This is a genomic window from Bifidobacterium indicum (genome assembly GCF_036987015.1).
In the GTDB taxonomy this organism is placed as follows: Bacteria; Actinomycetota; Actinomycetes; order Actinomycetales; family Bifidobacteriaceae; genus Bombiscardovia; species Bombiscardovia indica.
In genome coordinates, this window is sequence record NZ_BTXM01000002.1 from 58497 (window position 1) to 72932 (window position 14436).

At 57.0% G+C, this 14436-nt stretch carries 11 protein-coding genes; all 11 read left to right on the forward strand.

Going from position 1 to position 14436, the window contains the following annotated elements:
- Positions 1–36 precede the first annotated feature (36 nt).
- The 11 genes from AACP59_RS06995 (at position 37) to AACP59_RS07035 (ending at position 14364) form a co-directional block, all read left to right on the forward strand.
- A complete protein-coding gene (locus tag AACP59_RS06995) occupies positions 37–2226 on the forward strand; it encodes a family 43 glycosylhydrolase (RefSeq protein ID WP_339350474.1) in 2190 nt (729 codons plus the stop codon).
- Positions 2223–3305 (forward strand): LacI family DNA-binding transcriptional regulator, encoded by a 1083-nt coding sequence (locus AACP59_RS07000; protein WP_339350476.1) that lies wholly within the window; start codon positions 2223–2225, stop codon positions 3303–3305. Before AACP59_RS06995 ends, AACP59_RS07000 begins: the two co-directional genes overlap by 4 nt.
- A gap of 197 nt (positions 3306–3502) precedes the next feature.
- Positions 3503–6367 carry a family 43 glycosylhydrolase gene (locus AACP59_RS07005; RefSeq protein ID WP_339350478.1) on the forward strand — a complete coding sequence of 955 codons (2865 nt, stop codon included), beginning with the start codon at positions 3503–3505 and terminating at the stop codon, positions 6365–6367.
- A gap of 105 nt (positions 6368–6472) precedes the next feature.
- Positions 6473–7465, forward strand: a complete 993-nt coding sequence (locus AACP59_RS07010; protein ID WP_339350480.1) for a glycoside hydrolase family 43 protein — start codon at positions 6473–6475, stop codon at positions 7463–7465.
- Positions 7466–7740: 275 nt separating this feature from the next.
- On the forward strand, positions 7741–9051 hold the full coding sequence (locus AACP59_RS07015; protein WP_339350481.1) for an ABC transporter substrate-binding protein: 1311 nt from the start codon (positions 7741–7743) through the stop codon (positions 9049–9051).
- Between the two features lie 111 nt (positions 9052–9162).
- A complete protein-coding gene (locus AACP59_RS07020; RefSeq protein ID WP_339351213.1) occupies positions 9163–10113 on the forward strand; it encodes a carbohydrate ABC transporter permease in 951 nt (316 codons plus the stop codon).
- Complete coding sequence (locus AACP59_RS07025) at positions 10110–11018, forward strand: carbohydrate ABC transporter permease (RefSeq protein ID WP_339350485.1); 909 nt, start codon at positions 10110–10112, stop codon at positions 11016–11018. Before AACP59_RS07020 ends, AACP59_RS07025 begins: the two co-directional genes overlap by 4 nt.
- 903 nt (positions 11019–11921) lie before the next feature.
- Positions 11922–12500 (forward strand): TIM-barrel domain-containing protein, encoded by a 579-nt coding sequence (locus tag AACP59_RS07030; RefSeq protein ID WP_339350590.1) that lies wholly within the window; start codon positions 11922–11924, stop codon positions 12498–12500.
- A gap of 101 nt (positions 12501–12601) precedes the next feature.
- A complete protein-coding gene (locus tag AACP59_RS09535) occupies positions 12602–12838 on the forward strand; it encodes a TIM-barrel domain-containing protein (protein WP_370465991.1) in 237 nt (78 codons plus the stop codon).
- Between the two features lie 41 nt (positions 12839–12879).
- On the forward strand, positions 12880–13203 hold the full coding sequence (locus AACP59_RS09540; protein ID WP_370465995.1) for a glycoside hydrolase family 31 family protein: 324 nt from the start codon (positions 12880–12882) through the stop codon (positions 13201–13203).
- Positions 13204–13407: 204 nt separating this feature from the next.
- On the forward strand, positions 13408–14364 hold the full coding sequence (locus AACP59_RS07035; RefSeq protein ID WP_339350487.1) for a TatD family hydrolase: 957 nt from the start codon (positions 13408–13410) through the stop codon (positions 14362–14364).
- Positions 14365–14436 lie beyond the last annotated feature (72 nt).

The window sequence follows — 14436 nt, forward strand, 5'->3', positions numbered from 1 at the left end:
GTGCCTGTTGCAGTTAACTTCAGTTGGAGGTTTTGTATGTGCAAGGTCGTAAAGCAGAAGAAAGGGGACGGACGTATCTCGGTCTCCCTGCTCTGCTACACCCGTCAGCCCACTGACCGGGAAGAGGCCAATAATGAGGATGTGGCTTTGAGCATGCATCTGGCCGTCAGGTCCGCAATCTCGGGGGCATGGGAACCGCTCAATGCTGATTACGGCATTTTCTTCGCCGCAGGGGTTCCGGCACCCGGCCTTTCACCCCAGGCGAGGTTGGCCTGCACCAGTAGTGCCGCCCCCACAGCCGGGAAATCGGATATGAAGGGAGCCCTCGGTCAAGGTCCGGACACATCAGGCGCTGATGCTGTTATTCCCGGGGAGGATCTGGACCTGAAGAGCCTGATCGATCCCTTCATCCTGCGGTTGCCTGATGGAACCTTCGCAGTGTTGGCGACCCAGGTTGCCAGAGGTGGGCAAGAGGACGGGTCGGAGAAGGACTCCTTCCTCCTGGCACATTCGTCCGATCTGCTTGCCTATCGCCGTCTTCCTTCTGTACGTGTTGTCGGAGCCACGGGTATACACCGCCCACGGGCTGCCCTGGTGCATGAAGGTTCCTCCTGTGCCGTCTACTGGGATGATGACCAGGGCAGGCTGTGTATGGCCCTGGTAGACGATCTACTGCAAACGGGTCAGATTGCGGCGATCAAAAATCTCGACGCGCATGATTCGGCGAACGTGAACGACCCCCTGCCACAGTCGGATTTGGAGATGATCCGGCAAGGTTGCGGGCGTGAGGATATCAGACCGGGCAACATCATCAAGGTCGACAACTCCGAACTGGAAGCCTTGGCGGGAAGGTTCGGCAGGACATACGATACGTCGGTCCGGGCGGGTGAGGTTACAGTGCATCTGGATGGCGGGTCCGGAGAGAGCAGATTGCGGGCCGCGCGTCAAGCCATGGATAGGGTTGCTTCAACCCCGGCATTGCTTGGGTACAGCGACGGTTCCCAGGCGACCAGGCAGGTCGACTGGGACCCTGACCAGTTGGCTGAACTGGGTAGGGGAATGGCTGATGGCTCATTATGCACCGGTGACCATATATCCATCCGGGGCAGGGTGCGTCAGACCATCTACCCCGTTCCCTTTGCCCGGCAGAGGGCTGATCCTTCGATCTTCCGTTGGTCCTGGCGGGGCAAGCCGCTTTGCATGTTCATCGCCACGGAGGACCAGGATGGCAACTGTGTGGACCCAAGGGGAGGGCGTACCCATATGCCCTTAAGGGTGGCCTCTGATATCGCCGGCCTGAGCGACGAAGCGGGCGGGCGTGAACACGAAATCGATCTCTTGCGCAAGGGTGATCGCAACAGTGAGGGTCGGGTCATGACGGGTTGCTTCTGGGCTCCCGAGATTCATATGATCGGAGGCAGGCTCTCCATTCTGTTCATGCCCTGCTTCGACGGGGAGGCGGTTAATCCGGATGGCAGCCTTAACGACAGGGCCGGCCTGCCGGACATGTGGACGGGCTGCTGCCATATCATGCAGTTACGTAAGGATGAGGCGGGGGAAGACCTGGATCCCCGTCTTCCTGATAACTGGACACGGCCCAGCCCTATACTGCGTGCCGACGGGGGGGCATTGAACCCGGTGCAGAGAATAAGCCTGGATATGACCGTTCTCGAGGATTCCGGTACTTGGTATTACGCCTGGCAGCAGTTGGGATCGGTGTGGATTGCCACCTTCGACCCGGGCCGACCTGAGAGGCTGTCCGGGGAACCCCGCCAGATCATTGTTCCTGAATTCGCCTGGGACAACATGATCGCTGAGGGGCCGAACGCTCTGGTTCATGATGGCAGGATATTCATGATTTACTCAGGCTCCTTGGTGGGCATCGATTACACCACCGGACTGGTCACGGCGCCGGCCGGGGTTGGTGCCGATCTGACGAATCCGCAGGTCTGGAGCAAATTGGATTACCCATTGCAGAAGTCCGGGCTATACAATGGTCAATGGCAGTTGGGGACCGGTCACGGTATGTGGTCTGAAGATGAGGATGGCAACATGCTGTACGTGTTCCATAACGCCAAACTAGAAGGCGGTCGTTACCTCGGGCGGGATGCCCAGGTGCGTCGTGTGCACTGGTCGGCTGATGGGATGCCGATATTGGATATGCAGACGGATGAAGAACTCGATCCCACCCGGGCCCTCGTCTCTTTGGAGGTTAATGTCGTATGAGTACACCCCCGTCCCCGGATTCGGGTCGTATATCTTCGCCTACGATGAAGGATGTCGCCTCAACCGCCGGTGTCTCCGTCAAGACCGTATCGAACGTCATCAACGATTACGAATTCGTCTCGGATGCCACCAGGAAAAAGGTCAACAAGGCCATCAAAAAGCTCGGATACCGCGTGAATGTGCCGGCCAGAAATCTCCGGCTGGGGTACACCGGCATGATTTCATTGGCCATTCCCGACCTCGCCATGCCGTATTTTGCACAGCTGTCATCGCTGATGATCGAGGAGAGCAAGAAGCTGGGGTTCCGGGTACTGGTGGAACCAACCCAGTACTCGCGTGACGGGGAGCTGGAGGCCTTGCATGGTTCCCAACGCTCAATGACCGACGGCCTGATATACAGTCCCCTGGAACTTGGTATGGATGACGTGTCCGAGCTCGATGTGGATTACCCCCTGGTTGTTCTGGGCGAGAGGATTTTCAGTGACCGGTTTGATCATGTGGCTACGGAAAATGTCGAAGGCGCCAAACGTGCAACGGCCTATCTGATCAATACCGGATGCCGCCGTGTGGCGGTGGTCGGTACGCACCCCAAGGAAAAAGTGGGTTCTGCTGCCCTGCGTTTCCAGGGATACCGGCAGGGATTGGAGGAGGCGGGGGTGGATTACGATCCCAGGCTGGTGGCCCCCTCGCGTATGTGGCACAGGATCGATGGGGTCAAAGCGATGAATTCCCTTCTGGACTCCGGCATCGTTCCCGATGGGGTGGTTGCTCTGAATGACATGTTGGCGGCTGGCGTGCTTCACTCCATCCAGATGCATGGAATGACTGTTCCCGATGACATCTCGGTTATTGGATTCGACAATTCGGATGATTCCCAGTATCTTTCCCCCTCCTTGACCACCATCGATCCGGGTCTGCACGCTGTTGCCCGCCTTGCGGTGAGGGTGCTGAAGGACCGGGTGAATGGTGTGCAGCCCCTCAATACCAAGCCAGGCGAGCATGTTTTCCGAAAGGTGTCCTCTTCCTTGGTCGTGCGCGGAACCACCCGTTCAATCAGCGATCGGGAGATGGCGTTCTGAAACCCCTCGGGTTTTACCTGTCCCCTGGTATCGTCTGTGATGAGCCAAAGCGGGAGGGGCAATTCTTGCGTTTAATTTATAACGTTGTAATATAATAATGAATCGATGCACTGTTCGTATCGATACAACCGGCAGATGAAGGTCGGTTTCCGCGACAAGCTCGTGAAGAAGCAGCTTCAGCCAAGGAGGTGGCGATTATGCTACGGGGTTTTTCTGCAGGTGTCAGACGGTGGACCCATCTGTGTGCCCTGGGTGCGGCGGTACTGGGTTTGGCGGTGTCTGGTTCCTGCGCCGGCCCGGCGCTGGCTGCTGATGCAACGGTAGGTGGGATACCTCGGGAACGGTCGGCAGCCATACCTCAGCCGGCCCTGCATTACGATTTTGCCTCGGTCCCTGCCGGTTCCCGGGTTGTGCCCAATGCGGAGACGGGTTCGTCTCTGGGCGAGGCCAGAATTCTCGATGCACGGGGAGGGGAGACCGGTGCGGTCAAGTCGGATGGTGCCCTTCTCTTCGACGGGTCCTCATATGTCAAGCTGCCTGATGATGTACTTCGTGGGCGGTCCAGTGCCACGGTCTCCGTCCAGGTGCGCAACGATGCCTTCAATGGTTCGGGTCCCTGGACCTATCTCTGGTCTCTGGGCGGAACCGGCCAAAGCGCTCGGGGATCGTGGGCCACGTCCACCCATACATCCCTATACACATCAATCACCTCCAAAGCCAATGGGGATGGTGAGACCTTCTTCTCCGCCTCTCGAAACCTGAATACTGAGCGATTTGAGACCTTGACGGCCACCGTGGACGGCACTGACAACACGGTGCGCCTATACATCAACGGCCGTGCCGTAGGTTCCGCAAAGGCCGGTGCCAACCCCGCTGATTTTGGCGATCATAGCCACAATGTGATTGGGCAATCACGCTACCCTGGCGTGGGGGATGCCCTCTTTCACGGGGCAATCAAATCCTTTTCCGTGTATGACACGGCATTGAGCCAGACACAGATCGAGGCATCCCTGCCCGCTGACGGCATCGTCGATCTTCTGCAGTCCCAAGCGGCCGCCCTTTCGGTGCCTGAGGCGGTGATCGAGGACTTCACGCTGCCTGACTCCACGGAATCCGCAAGGGTGCATTGGTCTTCATCGAACCCTGCTGTTCTCAATGTGGATGAGGGCACGGACGGGGCCCATATCACCCGTGGCGATCAGGATGTCACCGTGACTCTGACTGCGAGACTGGAGCCACGCCCTGGACTGCAGGTGCCGGGATCGACCGTATCCCGTTCCTTCCAAGTGACGGTCAGGGCACGTTCGGCCACGGAGGCCGACTCCCATGAGAGGGTTTCAGTGCATGATCCTGGTGTCGTCAAGGCCAATGGCAAGTATTATCTGTTCGGGTCGCACAGGGCTTGGGCGCGGAGCACCGATCTCAAACATTGGGAACCCTTTACCAACAACCTCAGTACTGACTATCAACGTATCCTGGCCCCAGTATGGAATTCTTGGCCAAAGCAGCCATCCAACCCGGACGTAACAGGCAACATGTGGGCCCCGGATGTCATTTGGAATCCCACCATGCATAAATGGTGTATGTATCTGAGCCTGAACGGGGGAGGATTCCCCTATCAGAAGTCGACGATGGTTTTGTTGACGGCTGACGACATCGAGGGGGACTGGACCCTGGTGGGTCCGGTGATCTATTCCGGTTTCAATGCCGCTGACGTGGACAGGACCGATGTACCACGCGTTCTGGGAGCAGATGCAGACCTGCATCGTTACGATAGTCTTCAGGATACGGGTATCAATATGATTGATGCCTGTGTCAGGGATGATGGTCAGGGCGGCCTGTGGATGAGTTTCGGATCCTGGTTCGGGGGCATCTGGATGATCAGACTGGACCCGGCCACCGGGCTGCGCGACTACGGGACCACCTACACGACCAAGCCCAACACCTCCGACGCCTATTACGGGCACAAACTCGCAGGAGGCTTCGGCAATTCGGGCGAAGGCTCAGCCCTGGTGCATCGTGGGGGTTGGTGGTATCTGATCCTGTCCTATGGAGGTCTGAGCCAGACGGGCGGTTATCAGATGCGTGAGTTCCGTTCCCGGAGCATTACCGGCCCTTATGTGGATCAGAACGGAAAACCGGCGGTCTATGGAAGACATCTGACGGATGACACGATCATCAATCGTGGTCTGAGAATTGACAGTTCATATATCCAGCCGGGTCAGCGGGACGTGTATACCTCGCAGGGAGGTAATTCGGTTCTCGTGGATGGCGATTGCGTGTTCAACGTTTTCCACACCCGTTTCGTGCGTACCGAAGGGAATCTGGAGGAGCATCAGGTCAGGGTTCAACAAATGGTGACCACTGCGGATGGGTGGCTGGTCATGGCACCATTTGAGTATACGGATGCGGTAGGTACCGTGCCTGCAGATCAGGTGCCTGGCACATATCAGGTGGTGGTCCATGACCCTGTGAAGGCCTATGCCGGATCCGGTATGAACAGTGATGCCATCTACCGGTCGAGGACCCTGCAGTTGTTGCCGAACGGGAGCCTTTCCGGCGTAGCTGCAGGAAGTTGGAATCTGCAAGGGTCCAATCTGACCTTGCAGGTGTCCTCATCTCACGATGGTGCACTGATTCATGGCACTTACCATCTGTCCCTGGGCAAGCAGTTGGATGAGTCAGGTCGCCCTGTGGTCTTCTTCACCGGTTTGGGAGGCGATCTCTTTACCGACGCGGGAGATGATGTGTCCCAGGCTGCAGGATCGGCAGCCTTGTGGGGTTCGCGACCTCTATCCAATGCAGGTGGGGTCTCCACCACAGAGACAGGTCAGAAAGAAGTCACAGCCACTTCGGATGCGGGTAGCGTTTCTGCAGGTATCGGACTTGGAACTGAACGAGATGTGACGGTCGTGGCCGACCCCGGTGCAGGCGATGGCCACCTGTCTGCGACGGGCGTTGATGCCACTGTTCTTCTGACAAGCGGTCTAGTAGCCCTGGGGCTCGGCATCTGTCTGATGGGAGGACCCGTCATTTCCAGGAAGATGTCCGGACCTCATTGACGGTTGCATCCCTTCGGAGTCTCGCCGTCGCCTGGCTCGTCTTCGAGTATCAACAGTTACCAGTATCGCCATGTCTCTTCAGGCTTTCGGAATAGGAAAACAACAATGTGCCAGTACCATAATCCAATTGTTCTGCAACGAGCCGATCCCTGGGTCGTCAGACATAACGGAACATACTATTTTACAGGATCCCACCCATCCTATGACAGAATTATCCTTCGGCAGGCCTCCAGGATCAATGATCTGCAGACCGCTCAGGAGAACACAATCTGGTGGAAGCATGATGCAGGACCGATGAGCAGGTATATCTGGGCCCCTGAGTTGCACAGAATCAATGATGCTTGGTACATTTACTTTGCCGCGGCCGAGGAGGACTTCGGGTCGACTGAATTGCCTACCCATCGCATGTATGTGCTTGAGAATACCGACACCGACCCGATGAGCGACCACTGGGTCGAAAAGGGCCGAATCCTCACGCCCATGGATTCTTTTTCCCTGGATGCGACCACTACGGAAATCGGCGGCGATCAATACTTGATCTGGGCTCAGAAGGATCCCTCGATTCCAGGCAATTCTAATCTGAATATCGCCCGTATGGAGAATCCATGGACCCTGGCCAGTAAGCCGGTCCTGCTCTCCAAGCCCGAATATGACTGGGAGTGTGTCGATTTCATGGTCAACGAGGGTCCCGCCATTTTACGTCATCAGGGTATGGTCTACCTGACCTATTCGGCATCGGGTACGGGTGTGCCCTATGCGGTAGGTATGCTCGTAGCCAGGGAGGACGCGGATCTGTTGGACGCAAGGTCCTGGTCAAAGAGCACCGAGCCTGTGTTCAAGACGGATGAGGCCAATCACCAGTATGGTCCGGGGCATAACTCCTTTACGGTCAGTGAGGATGGCAGCAGGGATCTGATGATTTATCACGCCCGAAACTACACCCATATAGAAGGTGATCCCCTGTTCGATCCCAACCGGCATGCCCGTGTCGGAGTGGTGACATGGACTGATGACGGACCCGATTTTGGGATCCCCCTTCCTGATGACCGGTGGACACCGCTTAGCACGACAATTCTTCCGCCTGACGGCTCCCACTGAGGGGGATGACGGTTCAGGAATGAGAATCCGACATCTGGGAAAACGGATGGAAGAGGTTGGTATTAGCCACTCGGCCACGTAACTTGTACATCGTTATAATTACTGCTATTATTTATTTTGCAACGTTATAAATGTGAGTTTACAAAGAAGTCGGCTACATCCACATGTGAAGGAGCATGACTCAACCAGGGAATCAAATGGACCCGGCTCAGGGAGATATGAGGTTTCCGCTTCCTGATTGCTTTGTGAACATCCTTGGTGGAAAGGAAAAGAAGATGAAGATAATGAGGAAAGCGGCAGTAGCTGCAGTGGCTGTGGCCACATTGAGCACCGTCTGGCTCTCCGCCTGTGGCTCCGGCAGCAATGGCGCCGAAGGCAAGGATGGTGTGACCAACATTGTGATGTGGCACGGCTTCTCGGAGGCAGACGGCAAGACCTTGAAGAAGATTGTCGACAACTTCAACAAGTCGCAGAAGCAGTACCATATCGACGCCCAGCTTCAGCCCTGGAGCACCATCGGTGAGACCATGGTTACCAAGGTCACTTCCGGTGACGGGCCTGACTTTGTCACCACTGGTGCCGACAACGGCCAGGGCTGGTCCATCGATGGTACCTTCCAGTGTGTACAGGATTTCTATGATGATCCCGCCAATGGAACCAAGGACTATCTGCCGAACGTGACGGCCCAAACTGAATTCAGCATCGACGGTAAGAAGCAGCAGTGCGCGGTTCCGATGGGCTACGCGCCTACTACCGTCTGGTACAACACCGACATGTGGAATGCTGCTGGTCTGACCGATAAGGACTACCCCCAGACTTGGGACCAGTTGCTCGATGTCGCCAAGAAACTGACCAAATCGGATGGCTCCCAGTATGGTCTCGCCCTGCCTGATGCAGGTTGGGCACCCTTCATGAAGGGCAACGGTTCCGGCTTGTATACCACCAAGGGCAAGGTGTCTTTGGACACCCCTGAGAATAAGGCCTTCCTCGAAAAGATGCGTGATTTCTACAAGGGTGGATATTCTAAGAGCGGAATGGATGACACGGCAGCCCGTGAGTCCTTCGAATCGGGTCAGTCCGCCATGGTGATTGTTGGTCCCTGGGAGGATCAGGCCGCTACCGACAAGGGCATCAAGCATGATCTCTTCCCGGTCCCTGGTGGTAACGGCACCTACGTTTACCCAGATGGGAAGAAGGGTTCCAACACGGGTTCGACCGGTTTGTATTGGTGGATCACTTCTCAGGTCAAGGATGATAACAAGAAGAAGGGCATCTACGAGTTCTTCAAGTACTACAACAACCACGACAACCAGGTTATGTGGTCTCTCGGATCCGCATATCCGCCGAACAACAAGACTGTGACGGCCGAAGAGCTCTCCAAGCGCCCGCTCATTGCCAAGGTGGCTGAGAATACCGACAAGTCCTATGTCGGCATAGCCGGCCTCAAGGGTGGATTCGCGGATATCGCCGCAACCCTTGATTCCGTCTCTCAGAATACCGCCCGCACCGATGACGATATCTCGGCCTCCCTTTCCAAGGCTTCAGGCAAGATCCAGAAGTATCTGGACGAATACAAGGCAGACTGACCAGGAAAAGCCGTCGTGGTTCCGCGTCGGACCGTTTGTACGACCCGACGCGGAACCAGACGGCTGACCCGTCTCCTGGGATGACACCCAGACGGTACTTTGGAGCGATTAATGTCTACTACCAGTCGAAATCCTCCTCAGCAGGGCACTGTGGAGGATATCAAAGAAAACAAAAGAACTCTGTCTCGGCGCAACGTACGCATCGGTCTGAGCTTTGTAGCCCCGGCCCTGATCGTGTTGTCGGTATTTGTCTTCTACCCTACAATCAAGACCTTTTTCACGTCACTGACCACGGACCGTATCAACCGTAAAGGCATCTTCGTAGGTCTGAGCAACTACAGCGAGCTCTTCTCCAATGCAGATTTCTGGACTGATTTCCGCAATACGGTCATCTATGCGGTGGTGTATGCGCCTCTGGTGGTCATCGTGGCCCTGGCCTTCGCCATGCTGCTCAACCGGAAGGACATCAAGGGGGTTGGTTTCTTCCGTACCTGCCTTTTCATGCCCTACATCATTTCGCTGACCGTAGCCTCGATTGCATGGAGTTTCCTCCTTTCACCCTCGCTGGGTCTCATACCTTACTGGGCCAACAGATTCTTCGGAGTTCAGCATCTTGACCTGCTCGGCACCAAATCCACGGCCCTTGCCACTATAATTCTCATTACGGTCTGGAAGAACTTCGGATACTTCATGGTGATCTTCCTGGCCGGGTTGCAGGGCATCAATCCGGATCTGTATGAAGCGGCCTCTCTGGATGGGGCCAATGCCTGGCAAAGGTTCCTTCACATCACCCTGCCAGGTCTCATGCCGACATTTAACTATGTGGTCATTTTCGGACTGATCGGTTCCTTCCAGGTCTTCGATCAGGTCTTCATCATGACCTCTGGAGGCCCTGACCGGGCAACGGAAACCATCGTCTACCGCATCTACACGGAGGCTTTCGGCAATGGCAAGATGGGCTATGCCTCGGCCCTCTCCTACATACTGCTGATCATGACGCTGATTATCGGCATCATCCAGCTCGTGTGGAACAACAAGCATGAGAAGGAGGAGATTGGATGAGTCACGCGACTTCCATGACTTCAGTAAATGACCGTACCCCGGAAGAGATGGCCCATGACAAGCTGGTGAGAAGAGCCCGTATCCGTCACACCATTGCCAGGATACTCACGTATGTCCTGTTGATTGTCATGACGATCATCATCATCTTCCCCCTGTTGATTGTCCTGATCACCTCCTTTACGCCCAATGAGTTGACGCAGACCTGGCCGCCGAAGGTGATACCATCGTCTTTCACCCTGGACAATTACACCTCCTTGTTCCAGAGGATGCCAATAGGTAAGCAGTTGCTCAACACGGTGATCTTCGCCGGTGCGGTGACCGTGTTCTCGGTCTTCTTCGATGCCCTGGCAGCCTATGGTTTGTCGAGGATTGATTTCAAGGGCAGGGGACTCCTGTTGGGTGTCCTCATCGCCACGATGATGATTCCAGCCATGGCCCTTCTCATTCCGGTATACAAACTGCTGGCAAGCATAGGTCTGGTCAACACCTATTGGGGCATCATCATTCCCCGTATGGCGGATGTGGGAGGTATCTTCCTGCTCAGGCAATTCTTCATTTCCCTGCCCAAGGACCTGGATAATGCCGCCCGGATCGACGGCGCGGGTGAGTTCCGTATCTTCCTGCAGATTATCCTGCCGAATGCCAAGTCCGCCGTGCTGGTGGTGACCATGTTCAACTTCATGGGCAACTGGAACGATCTGCTGTGGCCCTTGATCATGACCAGTCGTCCGGAAACCAGAACCATCACCGCGGGCCTGGCCATGCTGACCGGTCATGGCTCCTCCGTGACTCCGTATGGCGTGGTCATGGCCGGAGCGCTGATATCGGCCCTGCCCCTGTTGATCATCTTCTTCCTCATTCAGAAGAGCTTCGTACAGGGTATAGCCATGACCGGTATCAAGTAAGGGCGGTGGTATGACGCCGTGGGCGGGTTGATGACGGGTTCGTCTTCGCCCGCCCGCGTCTATTGGCGGGGCCTCAGCCTGGCCAGGACGAGTGATTGCCGATCGAGCGCCGGAGCGGGGTGATGATTCGCATAGACACGGGGAGACCACAGGCCGCATCCCCTTGTCCACTTGTCGCCAGTGAGGAAGAAGACGTTGTGTGAAAGGTGGGAGAAGGATGCCCTCGACATTTCAATTTGAGGGTCAGGCCATAATCTGGAAGGGCAACGGGGAGGAGCTCAGGTAGAGGTAGAGGCTTGGGAGCAGGATGCGGGCCAGCCGTAGCCGGAGGCTGGGAGATAACGGTTGGGGTCTCCTACCCCAACATGGAAGGTTCATCACGGTCCGGTACGGGTGGTGTCAATTCCGACGGTTCACAGGCCAGGTTGATCAATGGTGATCTTATCGTCCTACTGAGGTTGAAGAATGGTTCAATACCAGTGTGAGTGGCATGGAGTCGCGTTGCTCTCTGCTATTCACGAGGACGGGCCTTTTCAAGGAATTGCCATCTGGGGCGGCCTGGCCCTAAAAGCGAGGCGGTAGAGCCTGCCGGGGCGGGTCCATGCCCGCCACGGCTTCATTCGTCTCTTCAGGGGACGAATGCCTTGGAACACCAACAGAGGCACATGGACCTCAAGGGGTGCAGCTTCGAACTCGCCCATCGCAACTCCCAGGCTTCCATTCCCTTTGTTGTTTCGCATCCCGGGTATGCTTTCCTATGGAATAATCCCGCTGCTGCTTCCGTCTCCTCATCGAGGAACCGTACCGAGTGGAGAGCTCAATCCACTTTGCAGATTGATTATTGGGTCACAGCCAGAGATACGTCCGCGACGATTCTGCATCATTACGCCGATGCCACTGGTAATGCGCCGGTCATGCCGGACTGGGCGCTCGGTTACTTGGCAGTGCAAATTGTGGTATTGGAACCAACAGCAGGTCCTTGAAGCGGCTCATGAGTTTCGTCGGCGACGCGTTCCCCCTGATGCGATTGTGATCGACTTCTTCCACTGGTCGCACACGGGTGATTATCGTTTCGCGAGGGAGTCCTGGCCCGATTCCAAGGCTATGTGTGATGAGCTACATGAGATGCGTATGAAGGTCATGGTATCCGTCTGGCCTCAGGTATCCCTGAAGTCCGAGAACTACGTGACTATGCACGCCTCGAATCTGCTGGTCGGCGCTGAGCAGGGCATGGATCTGGGCACGATGTTCGAAGAGCCGAATCATTTGTATGTTGCGACCAACCCCGAAGCCAGGCGCTCTTTCCGGGAAAGGTGCAAGGAGAACTATACCGACCAGTGTGTGGACGCCTCCTGGTCGGACGAGGCGGAACCCGAATATCATACGTATGATTTTCCCGGCTACCGGAGTATCACGAGGGGCCAAACCAGCTTGTTGGCAACATCTATCCGGTCATACAACAAGGGATTCGATGGGGGCTGATGGAAAACGGGTGTGAGGGCGATATCGTTAATCTCACACGTAGCGCCTGGGTGTGATCTCAGCAATACGCCACACTGGTCAGGTCCGGTGATGCGGGATACATGTTTGATGATCTGGCCCATCAGTTTACCGGTGTCATACACATGGGTATGGCAGGGATTCCCTGGTTTACCAACGATACGGGAGGTCTCCACGGTGGGGATGTGAACTCACCGCAGTTCCAGGAACCTTTGATGCCTCGGCGTGACTTTTCCTGCTTCCTGCCGGTCATGCGCGATCATGGCGATCGTTTCCACAAGAGGGGCGGACAGGAGGTTCACGAACAAATCAAGGCCTGAGACGACAAACCATGCCTGTTCTCCGGGTCACTCAACGAACCATGGCCCTACGGAAAACAAGTGGAGGGGTCTTCCGTAAATACATAGACCTGCGTCAGAGTATCGGACTCTATCTGTCTGCCTTGTTCCAGACTGCACATGTGAGCGGAGACCCCCTGGTGAGGGGTCTCTTCTATGAGGTGCCGCAGGACCGAACCGCTGGCGATATTGCTGATGAATACATGTTCGGTTCGGATCTTCCGGAGGGTCCTGTGATCCGGTTCGGTCAATGCAGCCGCGCTGTTTACCTGCCGGGCGACGAGATGACCACTTGGACGGATCAGCACGAGGGGGAGAAAGACCTATCGGGGCGGAACAACTGTTGAGGCTGATTGCCCCTCAGATGTGATTCCACTGTTCGCGGGATGACCATGGTTTGGCAGGGCTGTTTGAACCACTCAGGGGGTGCGCCAGTGGGCTTACGTCAATCATGGTGCCATACCTGGAATGGGCATCAGCTTCGATTGCATTTGTGTGTGCTGGACGGCTGCTTCCCTATACTGGCGAGGGTCATTTCTAGACTGGAGGGCATGAGCAGGCATCATCGCAATCGCAGTTGGGCCCCTGCCCCCGAGGCCCTGCCCCAGGGGGTGGAGGTCATCGACGACCATACCCATATGGCCTCGGTGGTCCCCTTCGCCCGGGAGATGGACCGGCAGGCCAGGGAACGTGGGCAGGAGCCGGTTCCGGTCTACAGCGTGGACCAGCAGCTGGACCAGGCCCGGGCCGTGGGGGTGGTTGGCGCCATCGACGTGGGGTGCGAGCTGCCCAACCTCCAGACCGCCGTCGACCTGGCCCTGTCCCATCCCGGGGTGGTTCACGCCGCCTTGGCCATTCACCCCAACGAGGCCGTTCTGCATGGCCATCGGGGGGTGCCGGGTCCGGACGGGTTGCCGATCACCTACCGGCCCTGGCACGATACCCCTTTCGAGGAGGCCCTCGGGGAGGTCCGGCGGTTGGCACTGGCCTACCCCGACCAGGTGGTGGCCATCGGGGAGACCGGGATGGACCTGTTCAGAACGGGCCGGGAGGCCGCGGACATCCAGCGCCAGGCCCTGCGCGACCATATGGCCCTGGCCAAGGAATTGGACCTGCCTTTGCAGATCCACGACAGGGACGCCCACCAGGAGGTCATCGACACCCTCCTGGCGGACGGTGCACCGGAGCGGACCGTCTTCCACTCCTATTCGGGCGATGCGGACATGGCCCGGGTCGCAGCCGAGCACGGCTGGTATCTGAGCTTCTCGGGAACCGTCTCCTACAAGGGGAACGAGGGGATTCGCCAGGCCCTCCCCATCGTGGGGCCGGACCACATCATGGTCGAGACCGACGCCCCCTACCTGACTCCCATGCCCTATCGTGGTCGGACGAACGCCCCCTATATGATTCCCTACACCCTCCGGGCCATGGCCGACGCCCTGGATAAGCCCATTGAGGAGGTGGCCAGGGCCACCAGGGAAACCACCAGGAGGGTCTACGGAATCTGACGACCCGGTCCAGCCGGCCCAGGGGTGAGTGCTGGAGGGCGGCGGGTCGGATGCCATCGCACATCCTCAGAG